Origin of the sequence: Candidatus Pelagibacter sp. (assembly GCF_052049575.1) — a bacterium.
In the GTDB taxonomy this organism is placed as follows: Bacteria; Pseudomonadota; Alphaproteobacteria; order Pelagibacterales; family Pelagibacteraceae; genus Pelagibacter.
In genome coordinates this window covers 113,696-130,641 of the sequence record NZ_JBNGZQ010000002.1, presented here as the reverse complement: position 1 = coordinate 130,641, position 16,946 = coordinate 113,696, and the positions used below count along the sequence as shown (strand labels likewise).

Annotated in this window: 18 protein-coding genes; 9 read left to right on the top strand and 9 right to left on the bottom strand. The window is 29.2% G+C overall.

Going from position 1 to position 16,946, the window contains the following annotated elements:
- The first annotated feature begins 16 nt into the window (after positions 1–16).
- Together ACTT9C_RS04200 and ACTT9C_RS04195 are read left to right on the top strand one after the other, a co-directional pair.
- Positions 17–784 (top strand): transporter substrate-binding domain-containing protein, encoded by a 768-nt coding sequence (locus ACTT9C_RS04200; RefSeq protein ID WP_440923257.1) that lies wholly within the window; start codon positions 17–19, stop codon positions 782–784.
- A 40-nt stretch (positions 785–824) separates the two neighbouring features.
- Entirely contained in the window at positions 825–1,556 is a 732-nt protein-coding gene (locus ACTT9C_RS04195; protein WP_440923256.1) for an amino acid ABC transporter permease, read from the top strand.
- Here the strand turns inward: ACTT9C_RS04195 and ACTT9C_RS04190 are convergent.
- Genes ACTT9C_RS04190 through gatC form a run of 7 tightly spaced genes read right to left on the bottom strand, consistent with a single transcriptional unit; the run spans position 1,553 to position 8,153 of the window.
- Positions 1,553–2,032, bottom strand: coding sequence for a thermonuclease family protein (locus tag ACTT9C_RS04190; protein ID WP_440923255.1), 480 nt, complete (start codon positions 2,030–2,032; stop codon positions 1,553–1,555). The two genes, ACTT9C_RS04195 and ACTT9C_RS04190, sit on opposite strands and share 4 nt — an antisense overlap.
- Positions 1,995–3,365 (bottom strand): MATE family efflux transporter, encoded by a 1,371-nt coding sequence (locus ACTT9C_RS04185; protein ID WP_440923254.1) that lies wholly within the window; start codon positions 3,363–3,365, stop codon positions 1,995–1,997. Before ACTT9C_RS04185 ends, ACTT9C_RS04190 begins: the two co-directional genes overlap by 38 nt.
- Before the next feature lie 8 nt (positions 3,366–3,373).
- Complete coding sequence (gene trhO, locus ACTT9C_RS04180; RefSeq protein ID WP_440923253.1) at positions 3,374–4,282, bottom strand: oxygen-dependent tRNA uridine(34) hydroxylase TrhO; 909 nt, start codon at positions 4,280–4,282, stop codon at positions 3,374–3,376.
- Complete coding sequence (locus ACTT9C_RS04175; RefSeq protein WP_440923252.1) at positions 4,282–4,932, bottom strand: O-methyltransferase; 651 nt, start codon at positions 4,930–4,932, stop codon at positions 4,282–4,284. Before ACTT9C_RS04175 ends, trhO begins: the two co-directional genes overlap by 1 nt.
- Before the next feature lie 4 nt (positions 4,933–4,936).
- Complete coding sequence (gene gatB / locus ACTT9C_RS04170; RefSeq protein WP_440923251.1) at positions 4,937–6,412, bottom strand: Asp-tRNA(Asn)/Glu-tRNA(Gln) amidotransferase subunit GatB; 1,476 nt, start codon at positions 6,410–6,412, stop codon at positions 4,937–4,939.
- Positions 6,409–7,866 (bottom strand): Asp-tRNA(Asn)/Glu-tRNA(Gln) amidotransferase subunit GatA, encoded by a 1,458-nt coding sequence (gatA, locus tag ACTT9C_RS04165; RefSeq protein ID WP_440923250.1) that lies wholly within the window; start codon positions 7,864–7,866, stop codon positions 6,409–6,411. The genes gatB and gatA overlap by 4 nt, the downstream gene beginning before the upstream one ends.
- Positions 7,866–8,153 (bottom strand): Asp-tRNA(Asn)/Glu-tRNA(Gln) amidotransferase subunit GatC, encoded by a 288-nt coding sequence (gene gatC / locus ACTT9C_RS04160; protein ID WP_440923249.1) that lies wholly within the window; start codon positions 8,151–8,153, stop codon positions 7,866–7,868. The genes gatA and gatC overlap by 1 nt, the downstream gene beginning before the upstream one ends.
- 50 nt (positions 8,154–8,203) lie before the next feature.
- On the opposite strand from gatC, the gene ruvX reads away from it, so the two are divergent.
- From ruvX to ACTT9C_RS04125, 7 genes are read left to right on the top strand one after another with little or no spacing between them, the layout of a single operon-like run.
- On the top strand, positions 8,204–8,659 hold the full coding sequence (ruvX, locus tag ACTT9C_RS04155; protein WP_440923248.1) for a Holliday junction resolvase RuvX: 456 nt from the start codon (positions 8,204–8,206) through the stop codon (positions 8,657–8,659).
- 42 nt (positions 8,660–8,701) lie between these two features.
- The gene (locus tag ACTT9C_RS04150; protein WP_440923247.1) at positions 8,702–9,643 is read left to right on the top strand and encodes an aspartate carbamoyltransferase catalytic subunit; all 942 of its coding nucleotides are present in this window, start codon (positions 8,702–8,704) and stop codon (positions 9,641–9,643) included.
- A complete protein-coding gene (pyrC, locus tag ACTT9C_RS04145) occupies positions 9,643–10,929 on the top strand; it encodes a dihydroorotase (protein WP_440923246.1) in 1,287 nt (428 codons plus the stop codon). Before ACTT9C_RS04150 ends, pyrC begins: the two co-directional genes overlap by 1 nt.
- Position 10,930: 1 nt before the next feature.
- Positions 10,931–11,509 (top strand): glycerol-3-phosphate 1-O-acyltransferase PlsY, encoded by a 579-nt coding sequence (plsY, locus tag ACTT9C_RS04140; protein WP_440923245.1) that lies wholly within the window; start codon positions 10,931–10,933, stop codon positions 11,507–11,509.
- 36 nt (positions 11,510–11,545) lie between these two features.
- Complete coding sequence (gene topA, locus ACTT9C_RS04135) at positions 11,546–14,125, top strand: type I DNA topoisomerase (protein ID WP_440923244.1); 2,580 nt, start codon at positions 11,546–11,548, stop codon at positions 14,123–14,125.
- Positions 14,122–14,340 (top strand): hypothetical protein, encoded by a 219-nt coding sequence (locus ACTT9C_RS04130; protein WP_440923243.1) that lies wholly within the window; start codon positions 14,122–14,124, stop codon positions 14,338–14,340. Before topA ends, ACTT9C_RS04130 begins: the two co-directional genes overlap by 4 nt.
- A gap of 27 nt (positions 14,341–14,367) precedes the next feature.
- A complete protein-coding gene (locus ACTT9C_RS04125) occupies positions 14,368–14,829 on the top strand; it encodes a RidA family protein (RefSeq protein ID WP_440923242.1) in 462 nt (153 codons plus the stop codon).
- 3 nt (positions 14,830–14,832) lie between these two features.
- Here the strand turns inward: ACTT9C_RS04125 and ACTT9C_RS04120 are convergent, their stop codons facing one another.
- Both ACTT9C_RS04120 and ACTT9C_RS04115 read right to left on the bottom strand, forming a co-directional pair.
- Positions 14,833–16,134, bottom strand: a complete 1,302-nt coding sequence (locus ACTT9C_RS04120) for a UDP-glucose dehydrogenase family protein (protein ID WP_440923241.1) — start codon at positions 16,132–16,134, stop codon at positions 14,833–14,835.
- On the bottom strand, positions 16,131–16,946 hold the full coding sequence (locus ACTT9C_RS04115; protein ID WP_440923240.1) for a sugar phosphate nucleotidyltransferase: 816 nt from the start codon (positions 16,944–16,946) through the stop codon (positions 16,131–16,133). The genes ACTT9C_RS04120 and ACTT9C_RS04115 overlap by 4 nt, the downstream gene beginning before the upstream one ends.

The window sequence follows — 16,946 nt, the reverse complement described above, 5'->3', positions numbered from 1 at the left end:
TAAGTTAAAAAAAAATATGAAAAAACTATTTCTAATAGCACTATTTGCTCTTTTACCCTTATCTCTTAACGCAGAATCTAATTTAGATAAAATTTTATCTTCTGGAGTACTTAAAGTTGGTACTACTGGAGACTGGGATCCTATGACAGTTAAAGATCCTGCAACAAACAAATATAAAGGCTTTGATATCGATGTGATGAATCAATTAGCTAAAGATATGGGTGTTAAAATCGAGTTTGTACCTGCAGAATGGAAAACTATTGTTTCAGGAATAACATCTGCAAGATATGATATCTCAACAAGTGTAACAAAAACGCCAAAGAGAGCTGAAGTAGCTGGTTTTACCGATACTTATTACAAATATGCTACTGTGCCACTTGTTCTCAAAAAGAACTTAAAAAAATTTCCAACTTGGGACTCGCTTAATAATTCAAATGTAACAATTGCAACTACTCTTGGTACTTCTCAAGAGGAAAAAGCAAAAGAATTTTTCCCAAAATCAAAATTAAATTCAATTGAAGCACCAGCAAGAGATTTCCAAGAAGTCTTGGCAGGTAGAGCTGATGGTAATATTACAAGTTCAACAGAGGCAAATAAATTGGTCATTAAATATCCTCAGTTAGCAATCGTTCCAGATGGTGGAAAAAATCCAGCATTTTTAGCAATGATGGTACCAAAAGGTGATACTAAGTGGAATGATTATGTCAATAAATGGATTAAAGACAAAAAATCTTCAGGCTTCTTCACCAAGTTATTAGCTAAATATAATTTAAAGAGCTTATAAAAAATTAGTAATTAATTTTTTATTCTTTATAAGTTAAGGAGTGAAAAATCTACTTTTATTAATTCTAATTTTCCCATTAACATCATGTGGTAAAAGTGAATTAAACTGGTTAATCTTATCACCAAACAACATTGAGGGGTTAACTAATCTAAAGTTTTTATTAAGTGGTTTAACAACTACTATTTATATTAGTATAGTCTCAATCATTATTTCTATTATTCTCGGCCTTTTAGTCGCTATTCCATCACTGGCTAAAAGTAAATTCTTAACCTACCTTAATATTGGTTATGTTGAGATTGTAAGAGCAATTCCTTTACTAGTTTTAATTTTATGGATTTATTATGGTCTTCCAATCATGACAGGTATAAGTTTTAGCCCATTTGTTTCTGGTATCATAGCACTGTCAATAAGCGAAAGTGCTTTCCAAGCAGAAATATTTAGAGCAGGAATTAATTCAATAAAAAAATCACAATGGGAGGCTGGAAGCTCTTTAGGATTAAGTTTTTTTAGAAAATTAAGATTAGTAATTCTACCTCAGGCAATAAAAAATATTTTACCAGCTATTGGTAATCAATTTGTATATGTGCTTAAAATGTCCTCTCTTGTATCGATAATTGGTATTGGAGATTTAACTAGAAAAGCAAACGAATTAGTTGTGACGACTTATCGGCCACTAGAAATATATACATTTCTAATACTAGAATATTTAGTCTTAATATTAATTGTTTCTTATCTTGTTAGAAAATTAGAAAAAAAATTACAAAAAGATTAATTATTTCTTCTATAGTCCCAAGGATATTCAAAAGTCATTGCCCACATACCTTTTTTATTTTTTTTAGCATAATCTTCATCTAGTATATATTTTGTTGAATATTTCCTGTAAGCAAAAGCATAACCCTCTCGAACAAGATACTTAGATAGACTTTGATTATTTACAAAACATTCAGCTAAAATTCTCTTATATCTGTCTACACCCTCCTTAACACATTTTACTTTGTTTTTACCTATCTTCTTAATAAGTAATTGTTTTGCTTGGATCCCACATTCGATAATTTCATTATTCTTATTACAAATTTGTTTAATTTCAGGAGTATCAATGCCACTAAAACGAATTTTTTCATTGTTTAAATGAATAGTATCTCCATCTACAACCTTTATTTCACTAGATTTTACATCAAGGTATGTGACAAAGAAAAATATTAGACAAATACTAGTAAGTAAAAAGACTTTTATTTTGTTTGAAAACATTATTCAAAAAATACCCAATAAATATTAGAACTGCAATTCCCATAAACCAATTTGTTACTAAAATTGTATAAAAAATATCCTCGTAATCACCTCCTTTAATATTAATTACATACCATAAACTTAAAAATGGAAGGGCTGTTAATCTTAGAATACTTAAATAAAGACTATACAATGGTTTTTTGACTGCTTGGAATACGGCAGTGGTTATGAAAAAGACTGGATAAATTGGACCAATTAATGCGGCAACTTTTAGATATATTGCGCCATGCTTAATAGCCTCAGAGTTGTCTGTAAATAATGAAACTAAAAACTCTGCACCAAAAAAAATTATTATACCTGCACAGATCATAAACGAAGATCCAAACAAAAGAGCTTTTCTATATAATTCTCTTAATCTATCGTAATTTTTTGCACCAAAATTTTGCCCCCCTATAGATAATACTGCCGTATTTAATCCAATTACAGGAAGTAAAAAAACTTGTTCAATTCTTAAAGCAGCACCATAACCAGCAGTTGCCAAGTCTCCAAATTGACCAATAAAGTAAAGGATATTAAACAAACCTACACCAATCAACAACATGCTAAACATTACAGGAATTGTTTGATACAAAAGTTCCCCTAGAAGATCAAATTTTGGAATAAAACACTCAGGCTTAAGATATTGTTTTAATTCACAACAATAAACTTTATATGCTAAATATAAAAGACCAATAAACTGTGCAACTACTGTGGCTATTGCAAGTCCAGCGATACCAAATGCTGGAATAAAACCATAACCAAAAATAAATAATGGATTTAGAATAATATTTAAAAAGAAACTAAAAATTAAAACATTTCTGTAACTTTTTGTATCCCCTTGCGCATTTAGTGTTCCATTTAAGGAAATTTGTATCAAAACAATTATAGTTCCATAAAAAATTACATCTAGATATCTTCTAGTTAATATAATTGCCTCTTGGTCTGATCCCATAAGAGAAAGTAAAAAATCTGAAACATTCAAACCAAAAAAAGTAACTAGTATAGATAAAAAGATTGCAAAAATAATTGATTGAGCAACAAATAGTGATGCCTTCTTCTTATTGTTAGCACCTAAATTATTACCTATCAAAGTATTTGTTCCAGCAGTTAGTCCTACTCCTATAGCAATAATAGTAAAATAAATTGGAAAAGATTTTGCGATCGCTGCTATCGCTTCAGCAGATATTCTTCCTGCGAACCATGTGTCTACTAAATTGTAAAAAGTTTGAAATAATGAGCCAACACTTGCTGGAATAGTAACTTTTCTTAATAAAAACCATATTGGATCTTTAGTTAATTTGAAAGATTGTGACAAATATATCCTTAGTTAAATTCTTTTTGAAAATTATGCTTTTTTCCTGATAGCTTTGCCTTGTATATCTGACTTTGTCTCATTCTAAAACGAGATTTTTGGTTTTTTGAGAGTTTATCAAAACAATTAGAACAAGTTACACCCTCTTCATATTTTCTTGATTTTTTATCTTTGACAGAGATTGGTTCTCTACATCCACCACAAATTGAATAAGTACCCTGTGCAAGTCCATGTTTTAAACTAACTCTGTTGTCAAATACAAAACATTCACCTTTCCATAAACTGTTTTTTTGTTTGATTTTCTTCAGGTAATTTAGAATTCCGCCCTTTAATTGATAAATATTTTTAAAACCTTTTTTTTCAAGATATACAGAGGCTTTTTCACATCTGATTCCACCAGTGCAAAACATTGCTATTGGCTGATCTTTTTTTAATTTTTTTAAATATTTTGGGAAATCTCTGAAGTTATCTATTTTTGGATTTACTGATTTTTTAAAAGATCCAACTTTATATTCAAAAGGTTTTCTTACATCTAATAAAAGAGTTTCTTTTTTTTTAATTAATTTATTCCATTTTGTTGGATCAATATGAGTATTCTTTTTTTTGATTCTATTCGACATTATAAGATCCATTGGAACAACTTCTTTTTTAATTTTCACTTTAGGTTTATGAAAAGGTTTAAATTTACTTATAGAATTATTGAAACTATCAAATTTTTTAATATTCAAAATTTTTTTTAATCTAATTATTGTAACCTTAATATCCTCATTTTTTCCTGATAAAGATCCATTTAACCCCTCTTTAGATATAATGATTGATCCATTAATACCTTTATTAACAAAGAGATTGTTTAATAATTTTTGATTTTTTTTTAAATCATTCATTTTTTGAAATTTATAAAAACCAAATACAGTGAACATTAAATCTTCCTACAAACAGTCATTCCATCTCCAAAAGGAACCATGACTTTTTCAATTCTTTTATCCTTAGATATAAAATTATTTAAATCTCTTATACTTTTCGTAAATTTATCATTTATATCTTTGTTAACAACTTCTCCATGCCATAAAACATTATCAATAATTACTAAACCCTCTTTATTCAATAGATCTAGGGAAATTTCATAATATTTTTGGTAATTCATTTTATCTGCATCAATAAAAACTAAATCAAATTTTTCATTTCTAATACTCATCAAGCTTTCTAATGCTGGTTTAATTATTGTTTTTATCTTATGATCTTGATTAGCTTTTCTAAAAAAATTTTTAGCAATTTTATTTGTCTCTCCATTTTTGTCTAAGGCAACTATGCTACCATCATCTGGTAAAGCTAGGGACATGGACAAAGTACTTAAACCTGTAAAAGTTCCTATCTCTAAGACTTTTTTAATTTTAGAAACCTTAATAATCAAATGTAGAAATTGACATTGAGAAATAGAGATTTGCATTCTTTTTGAATCACCAAGCGATAAGTTGTAATCTATTATTTCTTTTTGAATTGGATGTAATTTCAAACCATTCTTTAGAATATAATCTTGTAAATGTTTTGTGATATTAAGGTCTGAACCCATAACCTTATAATTTTTTCTTTAGGATCTCATTGATTAATTGAGGGTTAGCTTTTCCACCTGATGCCTTCATTGCTTGACCAACAAAAAAACCAAATAATTTTTCTTTACCTTGTTTATATTCAATAGCTTTTTCTCTATTATCATTAATTATCTTATCAATTAATGCCTCTAAAGCTTTTGGATCACTTTGTTGTTTTAATCCTTTTTCCTCAACGATTGTTTGTGGATCTTTATCTCCATCAATCATTAATTCAAAAACAGTTTTTGCTATTTTTCCTGAAATGGTTCCATTCTTAATTAGATTTATCAATATGGCAAAGTTCTTTGCACTCACTGGACTTTGAGAAATTTCTAAACCTTTGCTGTTTAAAACAGCAAATAATTCTCCTGTAATCCAATTGACTGCTAACTTAATATCTTTGTTTTTACCCATTTTAGCTACAACCTCTTCAAAGTATTTCGCAGTATCAATATCAGACACTAAAATATTTGCTTCATAAGGTGACAATTTAAACTCCTCAATAAATCTTTTCTTTTTATCATCTGGAAGTTCTGGAATATCATTTCTAAGTTCTTCAATAAATTTTTCTGAAACCTCTAAAGGTAACAAATCAGGATCAGGAAAATATCTGTAATCATGAGCATCTTCCTTTGATCTCATTGATCTTGTCTCATTTTTCTTCGTATCAAAAAGTCTAGTTTCTTGATCAATAGTTTTGCCCTCTTCTATCAAATCAACTTGCCTATTAGCCTCATATTCTATTGCCATTTGCATAAACTTAATTGAATTAACATTTTTAATTTCACATCGAGTGCCAAATTCTTTTGAGCCTTTTGGTCTTACAGAAACATTAACATCAGCTCTTAAAGAGCCCTCTTGCATATTTCCGTCACAAGTTCCTAAGTATCTCATTATAGATCTTAATTTTTTAATATAAGCATTAACCTCATCTGGGGATCTTAGATCAGGCTTGCTCACTATTTCCATTAAAGCTACCCCTGATCTATTTAAATCAACAAAGGTATTCTGTGGGTCAAGATCATGTATACTTTTTCCAGCATCTTGTTCTAGATGTAATCTTTCTATACCAACTTCTTTTTGGCCATTAGGCATATCCAAAATAACTTTACCCTCGCCTACTATTGGATCTTTAAATTGTGATATTTGATATCCTTGAGGTAAATCAGCATAAAAATAATTTTTTCTATCAAATACCGAACGCTTATTAATTTTTGCGTTAAGACCAATACCAGTTTTAATTGCTTGTTTGACACAAAATTCGTTTATTACTGGTAACATTCCTGGAAATGCAGCATCAACTAAACTAACCTGAGTATTAGGTTCTGCTCCAAATTTAGTTGCTGAGGTAGAAAATAATTTAGACTCAGATAAAACTTGAGCATGAACTTCTAAACCAATTACTACCTCATACTGATTATCTTTTCGATTGATCAAATATTCTGAATCTTTTTTACTCATTTTATCCACCAATCAGTAATTTTGTTTTTAAAGTTGATCTTTTCTTCCATAGCATAAGCTATATTTAATATATTTTGTTCATCAAAAGCTTTGCCAATAATTTGTAAACCTAAAGGATAACCTTTTGAGTCATGTCCAGCAGGTATTGAGATACCTGGAAGTCCAGCTAAGTTAACAGGAACTGTAAATATGTCATTAAGATACATTGAAACTGGATCATTTGTTTTTTCACCTATTTTAAATGCTGAGCTAGGTGTCGATGGGGTTAAAATTGCATCGACTTTTTTATAAGCCTCATCAAAATCATTTTTGATGAGTTTCCTTACTTTTTGAGCTTTAAGATAATATGCATCGTAGTACCCAGAAGATAAAACATAAGTTCCAATCATTATTCTTCTTTGAACTTCAGCTCCAAAACCTTCTGATCTAGTTTTTTCGTACATATCAATTAAATTTTCACCTTTTGCTCTAAATCCATACTTGACACCATCGTATCTTGCTAGGTTTGATGATGCCTCTGCTGGAGCAACTATATAATATGTTGGTAAGGCATAACTTGTATTAGGCAAAGAAATATCAATGGTTTCAGCGCCACAATCTTTAATATATTGAATACCTTTTTGCCAAAGATCTTCAATTTCCTTTGGCATACCGTCGACTCTATATTCTTTTGGTATTCCAATTTTTTTTCCTTTTATGTTATTTGTAAGTTCTTTACTGTAATGATTTCTTTTAAAATTTATTGAGGTAGAGTCTTTAGGATCATAAGAACTAATCACTTCATGTAATAAAGCACAATCCTTGACATTTTGTGCCATTGGTCCTGCTTGATCCAATGATGAAGCAAAAGCAACTATTCCATATCTTGAACAACTTCCGTATGTAGGTTTCAATCCAACAATACCAGTGAAAGAAGCTGGCTGTCTAATTGATCCACCAGTATCAGTACCGATTGTAACAGGAGTCAATTGTCCAGCTACAGCTGAAGCTGAACCACCAGATGATCCACCCGGAACTAAATTTTTATCAATAGGGCTTTGAACGTTACCAAAATAACTTGTTTCATTAGAAGAACCCATTGCAAACTCATCACAGTTTAGCTTACCCAGAAGTATTGCGCCCTCATTCCAAATATTTTCAGTTACTGTTGATTCATAAGTTGGTACAAAGTTATTTAAAATCTTACTACCAGCAGTTGTTTTAATATTTTTTGTGCAAAATAAATCCTTAACCGCCATTGGAATACCAGGCAGTTTTAAATTAAAATTAGGTTTTTGATCAAATTTTTTCGCTTTATCCAAAGCTGATGTAAAGTCATTTGTAACATAAACATTCAATTTCTCAGATTTTTCAGATCTATCAATAAATGCTTTGGTCACATCTGTTGAAGAAAGTTTTTTATTTTTTATATTTTCAACCAGTTCTGTAAGGGATTGTTTTGTGATATCTGACATTATTCAATCACCTTGGGTACTACAAAATAATCTTCATTATCCTGTGGAGAATTTTTAATAATTTGTTCTCTGATATTTTTACTTTTTACTTCATCAGATCTTAATTTCAATGTTGTTTCTGCAATAGAAGTTAATGGTTCTACATTATCAGTTTTTAATTCATTAAGTTTTTCAATAAAATCAAAAATTGAATTTAAATCACCAGCTAATTTTTCAGCTCTTTTCTCGTCAACTGAAATTCTTGCCAATTTAGATATATGTTTTATTGTTTTAAGATCTATACTCATATGTTATTTAAATAAGAGGCAAAGTATCACTTAAGTTTAAAATATACAATATGATCACTTTAGAGGAATTTAAAAAAAAACACTCAGATAAGTGTAGATTGATAGGTTTAGACCTTGGATCTAAAAGAATTGGTGTTTCAATCTGTGATGACAAACAACTAATAGCCACTCCACTAAAAACAATAAATAGAAATTCGTTAAAAGATCTCGTTGATGAACTAAGATTAATCATTAATGAAAATGATATAAAAGGAATTATTGTTGGAAATCCTTTAAATATGGATGGATCCTCAGGTAGGTCAGCTCAATCTGTAAAAGATACAGCTGAAAATATTGAAAAAAATTTGGATATTCCAATTTGTCTCTGGGATGAGAGACTCTCAACTGTTGGTGCTTTTAATCTGTCTAGCCAATTAGATATTAATGTGAGTAAAAGAGAAAAAAAGATCGACGAAAACGCTGCTGCTTTTATATTACAAGGAGCTTTAGATTTTTTGAATAATTAATACTTGCTATTATAGAGGTTTATAGTTATAGAGTTAATTTTAATGGCAATTAAAACAAATCAGGCTGTTAAAATTTCTCAAAAACACCTATTAGGAATTCAAGATTTATCAATTAATGATGTTAACTTAATACTTGATGAAGCAAATTCATTTATTAAAGTAAATCAAAGTAAAAATAAGAAAGTTGATGTTTTAAGAGGTAAAACTCAAATTAATTTATTTTTTGAACCTTCCACTAGAACTCAAAGCTCTTTTGAATTAGCCGGTAAAAGACTTGGGGCTGATGTTATGTCAATGAATATTAGCAACTCAGCAATTAAAAAAGGTGAAACATTGATAGATACAGCAATGACGCTAAATGCTATGCATCCTGATATTATCGTAATTAGACATCAGGATTCTGGAGCATGTAATCTACTTTCACAAAAAGTAAACTGTGCAGTTCTTAATGCTGGTGATGGAAGAAGAGAGCACCCTACTCAAGCTTTGTTAGATGCATTAACAATTATTACTCGTAAAAAAAAAATACAAGGATTAAAAATAGCAATCTGTGGAGATATACTTCATTCAAGAGTTGCTAGATCAAATATTTATTTACTTAGTATGTTAGGAGCAGAGGTGAACATAGTTGCTCCATCAAATCTCATGCCAAAAGAAATTGAAAAATTTGGTGTGAATACTTTTACAGATATGAAAAAAGGATTGAAAGATTGTGATATTGTTATGATGTTGAGATTGCAAAATGAACGAATGACGAGTTCATATCTTTCTTCCAATAGAGAATATTATGAATATTATGGATTAACTCCTGATAAATTAGAACATGCCAAATCTGATGCTTTAATTATGCATCCTGGTCCAATGAATAGAGGCATAGAAATAGATACAATGCTAGCAGATGATATCAACAAAAGTGTGATTAAAGAGCAAGTTGAATTAGGTGTCGCGGTGAGGATGGCTTGTCTTAAAATATTTTGTACATAATGAAAAAACAATATTTTATAAACGCAAATATAATTGATCCTTATAACTCCATGAATGAGAATGGGGGTCTGATCATAAGTGAAGATGGAAAAATTGAAGCCATAGGAAAGAAAGTAAATATTAATAATTTACCGAGTAGAGATAAACCAATTGATTTAAAGGGTAAGTATATTTTCCCTGGATTAGTCGATATGCGAGTTTTTGTTGGTGAACCAGGCTATGAGTATAAAGAAAATTTTAGGACTCTGAGTAACGCGGCACTCTCAGGTGGTGTTACTTCTGTTGTAACAATGCCTAATACAGATCCAGTAATTGATAACGTTTCCATAGTCGATTTTCTAAAAAGAAGAGGAAGAGATAAGTCAAAGATAAATATTTTTCCATGTGCCTCTTTAACAAAAAATACTGAAGGTACAAATATGACTGAATTTGGCTTGTTACAAAATAAAGGAATAATTGCATTCACCGATGGCGTTAAAACAATTCAAAACCCAAGATTAATGTCTAGAATAATGAACTCTGCTAAAGATTTGGGTAGTTTAATAATGCAACACGCTGAGGATTATGAGCTAGCAAAAAATGGCATGATTAACTCTGGAATAATTGCTTCAAAATTAGGTTTATCTGGTATACCTGAAATCGCTGAGCGTATTCTGATCGAGAGAGATTTAACATTACTCGAAAAGGTTAAATGCAGATATCATATCTCTCAATTATCATCACAAAAGTCCGTCGAAGTAATCAAATTAAGAAAGGAAATAGTAAAATTCACATGTGGTGTTTCAGTAAATAACTTATCTTTAAATGAAAACGACATAGGAGATTTTAAAACATTTTTAAAATTATCCCCACCATTAAGAAGAGAAGAAGATAGACTGGCTTTAGTACAAGGTTTAAAGGACGATTTAATTGATGTAATAGTTTCAGATCATAAACCTGAAGATGAAGAGTCAAAAAGATTAACTTTTGCTCAAGCAGCAACTGGTGCGTCAGGGATAGAAACCCTGCTGTCTCTAAGTTTGGAATTATATCATAACGGATCACTCAAATTAGAGACAATAATAAAAGCATTAACATCAAACCCTGCTAAAATACTAAAAATAAATAAAGGTAATCTCTCTATTGGTAATGATGCAGATCTTTGCATAGTAGATATAGATAAACCATGGATTGTAAAAAAAGATAAGCTTATCTCAAAATCAAAAAATACATCTATCGAGGATAAAAAACTTCAAGGCAAAGTCACAAATACATTTGTAAACGGCAAAGAATTATTTAAGCTATAGCATGGATATTTTAATCATAGGTATAATTTCATATTTGATGGGTTCAATTCCATTTGGATTAATACTAACAAAAATTTTTTTAAAAAAAGATATAAGAGATATTGGATCTGGAAATATCGGAGCTACAAATGTACTTAGAGCTGGTAATAAGACAGTTGGTTACATCACGTTATCTCTTGATATTTTAAAAGCTGTTATTCCTGTAATAATTGTTAAAATTTATTACGCAGATTACTTATATTTGGCATCATTATGTGCATTCATAGGTCATGTATTTCCTGTATGGCTCAAATTTAAAGGGGGGAAAGGTGTTGCAACATACGTTGGTATTCTATTTGCTATAAATATTTATTTTGGAATCGTCTTTGCTTTATCTTGGTTTGTAATTTTTGCTATAACAAAATTTTCATCTTTATCTTCATTAATTGCTTCTGTATCAGTTCCTGTTTATTTACTGGTCACGGGTCAATTTAAAGATATATTTTTTTTTATAATCATGTTTGTGTTAATATTTTTTACCCATCGAGAAAATATTAAAAGATTGAAAAATAAAGAAGAAACTAAGACAAAAATTTATTAATTTGACTATCTAACTCTTTTAGGTAGTTTGTCATTTATGAACTTGGTCATTGTAGAAAGTCCAGCTAAAGCCAAAACTATCAATAAATATTTAGGTGATAATTATAAAGTATTAGCTAGTTATGGGCATATTAGAGATTTACCTTCTAAGAATGGTTCTGTTGATCCAGATCAAGATTTTAAGATGGAATGGGAGATCGATAGCTTTTCAAAAAAATATCTTAAAGAAATTACTGACGCAGCCAAAGACTCCTCAAAAATTATATTAGCTACCGATCCTGATCGTGAAGGAGAAGCAATAGCTTGGCATGTGAAAGAGTATTTAAATGAAAAAAAACTTCTTAAAGATAAAGAAATAGAAAGAGTTGTTTTTAACGAAATTACAAAAAAAGCAGTAATTCATGGAATTGAAAATCCAAGACAAATTGAACCGCTTTTAGTTGATGCTTATATGGCTCGAAGAGCCTTAGATTACTTGGTTGGCTTTAATATTTCACCAATATTATGGACAAAACTTCCAGGCTCAAAATCGGCAGGAAGAGTTCAATCAGTAGCTTTAAAATTGATAACTGAAAGAGAACATGAAATTGAGTCCTTTAAACCAGAAGAATTTTGGACTTTAAGTGTAAAATTTAAAGATGAAAAAAATCAAAATATCCTTGCAAGTATTTCTCAATTAGATAACAACAAAATTGAAAAATTCTCTTTTAGAAATAAAGATGAGATAAATAAAGCTATATCAAGTATCAATCAAAAAAAATTTAGTATTACTGATATATCAAGTAAAGTGGTAAATCGTAATCCATCAGGACCATTTACTACATCAACTCTTCAACAAACAGCTTCAAGTCGATTAGGGTTTGGTGCATCAAGAACTATGCAAATTGCTCAAAAGCTTTACCAAGGAGTCGAAATTGAAGGAGAAACAATAGGTTTGATAACATATATGAGAACAGATGGCACTAATTTGTCAAAAGATGCTATTGTGGCTTTTAGAGATTATATAAAAAAAGAAATCGGTAATGAATATTTACCTGAAAGTGCCTTAAATTATTCTGGTAAAAAGGCAAAAAATGCACAAGAGGCACATGAAGCAATAAGACCCACAGATGTTATCAGAACTCCCCAAAGTGTAAAAAAGTATCTAAGCACAGATCAAAATAAACTTTATGATTTAATATGGAGTAGAGCTTTATCTTCTCAAATGCAATCTGCTAAATTTGATAGAAATACTATAACGATTACATCAAATAATAATGATACAGTATGCAAAGCAAGTGGATCAGTTCTCAAATTTGATGGATTTTTAAAGATATATAATAATCAAGGTAAGGATGATGATGAAAACATTCTACCATCTGTGTCTAAAGGACTTGTAAATATTGAGTCTTTAATAGATGAACAGCATTTTACACAACCCCCTCCAAGATATTCTGAGGCTAGCTTAGTAAAAAAACTAGAAGAATTAGGAATAGGTAGGCCATCTACTTACGCAAGTATAATTTCTACAATAGCAAATAGAGGTTACGCAGAGATATTGAATAAAAGATTTTTTCCTACAGATAGAGGAAAACTTATTTCAGCTTTTCTGGAAAAACTGTTTTCAAAATATGTGGATTATAACTTTACAGCTGGTTTAGAGGATCAATTAGACGAGATTACAACTGGTAAAGAAAGTTGGATAAAAGTTTTGGAACTGTTCTGGAAAGACTTCAATAATAATGTGGCTGAAGTAAAGGAAAAAAGAACAAGAGAGGTCTTAGATCTTTTAAATGATAGTTTAGGAGATTTGGTTTTCGATAAAGATGATAAAGGAAATATTGTAAGAAAGTGTCAACTATGTAATTCAGGGACACTTAGCTTAAAAAATAGCTTTAGAGGCGGTGCATTTATTGGTTGTTCAAATTACCCTGAATGTAAATTTACAAGACCTTTATCTAAAGCTAAAGCAGCAGCCCAAGCTCAGTTAGCTGAACCAAAATTTATTGGAAAACACGAAAACGGCAATGATATTTATCTTAAAAACGGAAGATTCGGTCCTTATCTTCAATATGAAAAAATCCCTGAGGATATAGAAATTGAAAAAACACCAAAGAAAAAAAGGAAAATAAAAAAACTTAAATCAGATGTAAATGAACTTTTAAAAAATATATCTATCCCAAAAGGTTTGGCGTTAGAAAGTATTGATCTAGAAAAAGCACAATTTTTATGTTCATTACCAAAATCTTTAGGAATAAATCCTGATAATCAAAAAGAAATTACTTTAAATACTGGAAGATTTGGTCCTTACTTAAAGTGTGAAAATAAATCGGCTCGAATAGAAAATATTGAAGAAATTTTCTCTATCGGTTTAAATAGAGCGATAACATTAATTGCTGAGGCTAAACCAGGTAGAATGTCCTCTTCAATGATCAAAGATTTAGGTGAACACCCTGAGGATAAAAAACCAGTTAGGATTATGAAGGGACAATACGGACCATATATCAAGTATAAATCTCTAAATGCGACGATTCCTGAAGAAAAGGAACCAACAGAACTCACAATGGAAGAAGCATTAATATTGATTGAGAAAAGAAAAGAATACGATAAAACAAAAAAGAAAAAAAAGAAAAAATGAAAAATGTAATTTTTATAGTGATTTTATTTTCTTTAAGTTTTTATACTCAATCTTTTTCTAACGAAACTGATTGTAATGAATTTAAAAAACTTTCAGTAAATTATATGAAATGTAAAGCTAATTCCGTTAAAAAAAAAGCAATATCTAAAACTAAAAATTTTGTAGATGATACAAAAAGTTTTCAAAAGAAAGAATGGTCAAAAGATAAAAATTAAATAATATAATATAAAAATTTATAAAAAATGAATTATCAAGAAAATTTAAATAAATTAGGTCTAAAGTTACCTGAAGCTAAGGCACCAGTAGGAAATTATGTTGCAACTAAAATTTCAGGAAAAATGCTTTTTGTATCTGGTCAAATTTCAATTGACGAAAAAGGTGAATTAATTAAAGGAAAAGTTGGAAAAGATTTAGATGTAGAATCTGGATATAATGCTGCCAAAAGATGCGCATTAAGCATAATTTCTCAAATAATGAAAGCTTGTGATAATGATCTTACAAAAATTAAATCTTGCATAAAACTTACTGGTTTTGTTAATTCCATTGATAATTTTAATGATCAACCTAAAGTAATAAATGGTGCATCTGACCTAATTGCATCTGTTTTTGGTGATTCAGGTATGCATTCAAGAGCAGCTGTTAGTGTTAACAGTCTTCCATTGGGTGTTGCTGTTGAGGTTGATGCTATATTTGAGCTAAATTAAAATTTATCTTCCAATACTATAATATTTAAAACCTTGATTTTTAATTTTCATAGGAGAGTATATATTTCTCATATCATAAATAATAAATTTTTTACCTTTTACTAAATTTTTAAAATTGATTGATTTAAAATCATTCCACTCAGTATGAATAATCACAAGATCTGACCCCAAAACAGACTCTTTAATATTATCTACATAAAAAACATTTTTTAACTTTGAGAACTCTTTTTTAAGACCTGTTGGATCAAAATAATTTATTTTAGCACCTTTCTTTGATAATTCAGGTATCATTTTTAAACTAGAGGAGTCTCTCATATCGTCTGTATTAGCCTTAAATGTGACACCTAAGAAAGTTATCTTTTTATTTTTAATTTTGTTATTCAAAATTTTATAGACTTTATTAAGTAAAAAATTAGATCTATTTTCATTTGATTTTATAACTGATTTTATAACAGAAAGATTTATTTTAAACTTATCAGCAGTAGAAATTATGGCTTTGGTATCTTTTGGAAAACATGATCCACCATAACCGGGCCCAGCTCTTAAAAAACGACTCCCTATCCTTTTATCTAAACCCATCCCAATTGAGATATCCTCGACATTTATTCCTGTTTTTTCACATAAGTTAGCGATTTCATTAATGAATGTAATTTTAGTAGCCAAAAAGGCATTGGAAGAATATTTTATTAATTCTGCAGCTCTTCTTGATGTATGAATATATTGAGCTCCTTTGGAAATTAGAGGTGCATATAAATTATTCAATAAACGGTTAGATTTTTTGTCATTAGATCCAACAATTATTCTATCAGGAAAAATAAAATCTCTAATGGCTTCACCCTCTCTTAAAAATTCTGGATTTGATACAACTGAAAATTTATTCTTATTACTCTTTTTTTTTGATATAATCTTTTCAATTTCATCACCTGTTGTTACAGGTACCGTCGACTTAGTAACTATTATCTTAAATTTATTGATTGATGAACTTATTTGTTTTGCTACTCGATAAATTTGACTTAGATCTGCACTACTACCTCCCTTTTTTGTTGGTGTTCCAACACAAATAAAAATTATATCAGAATCTTTAATTGATTTTTTTAAATCTGATGAAAATTTTAATCTTTTATTTTTATAATTTTTACTCACTAATTCTGTAAGTCCAGGTTCATAAATAGGAATTTTTCCCTTGGAAAGTAAATCTATTTTTTTTAAGTCTTTATCAACACAAATCACATTATTGCCTAGATCAGCAAAGCATACACCGCTAACCAAACCTACATAACCTGTTCCTATCATACAAAGTTTCATGATTTTGCTATTTCTAATGTTGATTTAATATAGCCATCCATACTTCCACAATCCAAATATTTCCCTATAAAATTATGAGCAATAAATTTTTCATTGTTTTGTATCAATGATTGTATTGCATCAGTGATATGAATTTCGCCACCTTTACCTGGTTTTTGGTTTAATAATTTAGAAAAAATTTTTTTTGGAAGAATATATCTTCCTATTACAGCTTTATTTGATGGTGCTGTTGAGATTGAAGGTTTTTCGATAACATCATTTATAAGATAATTATTTTTATTTATTTTTTTTCCTAATTTATAAATTCCCCATCTTGAGACAGTTTTTTTTGGGACATTAATACTTGCCATTACCGATGATTTGTAGCGATTATGTATATTAATCATTGACTTCGAACAATTTTTCTTAATTATTAGATCATCTGGTAATAACATCAGAAAAAAATCATCTGTAATAAATTTTTTTGTTTTTAACACTGCATCGCCTGTTCCAAGAGGTTTATTTTGATAAACAAATTTAATCATTTTTCTATATTTCAAAATTTTTTTATATTCTTTAATAACTCTAGGATCTTTTTTCTTTTTTATTATTTTTTTATAAAATATATCCTTGTAAAAATAATCTTTTATCATTTGTTTTTTTTTTGAAATTATAAAAACTATTTTTTTAATACCAGCCTCTGCGCATTCATCTAAAATATACTCAATTCCTGGTTTTCCATTAATAGGGAGAAGTTCTTTAGCAAATATACTGGTTAAAGGTAATAACCTTGTACCTAAACCAGCTAATGGAATAATTGCTTGTTTAATCAT

What these genes read in the sequence shown, in the direction of transcription:
- ACTT9C_RS04200 (WP_440923257.1), top strand. Translation starts at nt 17, where the DNA reads ATGAAAAAACTATTTCTAATAGCACTATTTGCTCTTTTACCCTTATCT.
- ACTT9C_RS04190 (WP_440923255.1), bottom strand. Translation starts at nt 2,032, where the DNA reads ATGTTTTCAAACAAAATAAAAGTCTTTTTACTTACTAGTATTTGTCTA.
- trhO (WP_440923253.1), bottom strand. Translation starts at nt 4,282, where the DNA reads ATGTTCACTGTATTTGGTTTTTATAAATTTCAAAAAATGAATGATTTA.
- ACTT9C_RS04175 (WP_440923252.1), bottom strand. Translation starts at nt 4,932, where the DNA reads ATGGGTTCAGACCTTAATATCACAAAACATTTACAAGATTATATTCTA.
- gatB (WP_440923251.1), bottom strand. Translation starts at nt 6,412, where the DNA reads ATGAGTAAAAAAGATTCAGAATATTTGATCAATCGAAAAGATAATCAG.
- gatA (WP_440923250.1), bottom strand. Translation starts at nt 7,866, where the DNA reads ATGTCAGATATCACAAAACAATCCCTTACAGAACTGGTTGAAAATATA.
- gatC (WP_440923249.1), bottom strand. Translation starts at nt 8,153, where the DNA reads ATGAGTATAGATCTTAAAACAATAAAACATATATCTAAATTGGCAAGA.
- ruvX (WP_440923248.1), top strand. Translation starts at nt 8,204, where the DNA reads ATGATCACTTTAGAGGAATTTAAAAAAAAACACTCAGATAAGTGTAGA.
- ACTT9C_RS04150 (WP_440923247.1), top strand. Translation starts at nt 8,702, where the DNA reads ATGGCAATTAAAACAAATCAGGCTGTTAAAATTTCTCAAAAACACCTA.
- pyrC (WP_440923246.1), top strand. Translation starts at nt 9,643, where the DNA reads ATGAAAAAACAATATTTTATAAACGCAAATATAATTGATCCTTATAAC.
- plsY (WP_440923245.1), top strand. Translation starts at nt 10,931, where the DNA reads ATGGATATTTTAATCATAGGTATAATTTCATATTTGATGGGTTCAATT.
- topA (WP_440923244.1), top strand. Translation starts at nt 11,546, where the DNA reads ATGAACTTGGTCATTGTAGAAAGTCCAGCTAAAGCCAAAACTATCAAT.
- ACTT9C_RS04130 (WP_440923243.1), top strand. Translation starts at nt 14,122, where the DNA reads ATGAAAAATGTAATTTTTATAGTGATTTTATTTTCTTTAAGTTTTTAT.
- ACTT9C_RS04125 (WP_440923242.1), top strand. Translation starts at nt 14,368, where the DNA reads ATGAATTATCAAGAAAATTTAAATAAATTAGGTCTAAAGTTACCTGAA.
- ACTT9C_RS04120 (WP_440923241.1), bottom strand. Translation starts at nt 16,134, where the DNA reads ATGAAACTTTGTATGATAGGAACAGGTTATGTAGGTTTGGTTAGCGGT.
- ACTT9C_RS04115 (WP_440923240.1), bottom strand. Translation starts at nt 16,946, where the DNA reads ATGATTAAACAAGCAATTATTCCATTAGCTGGTTTAGGTACAAGGTTA.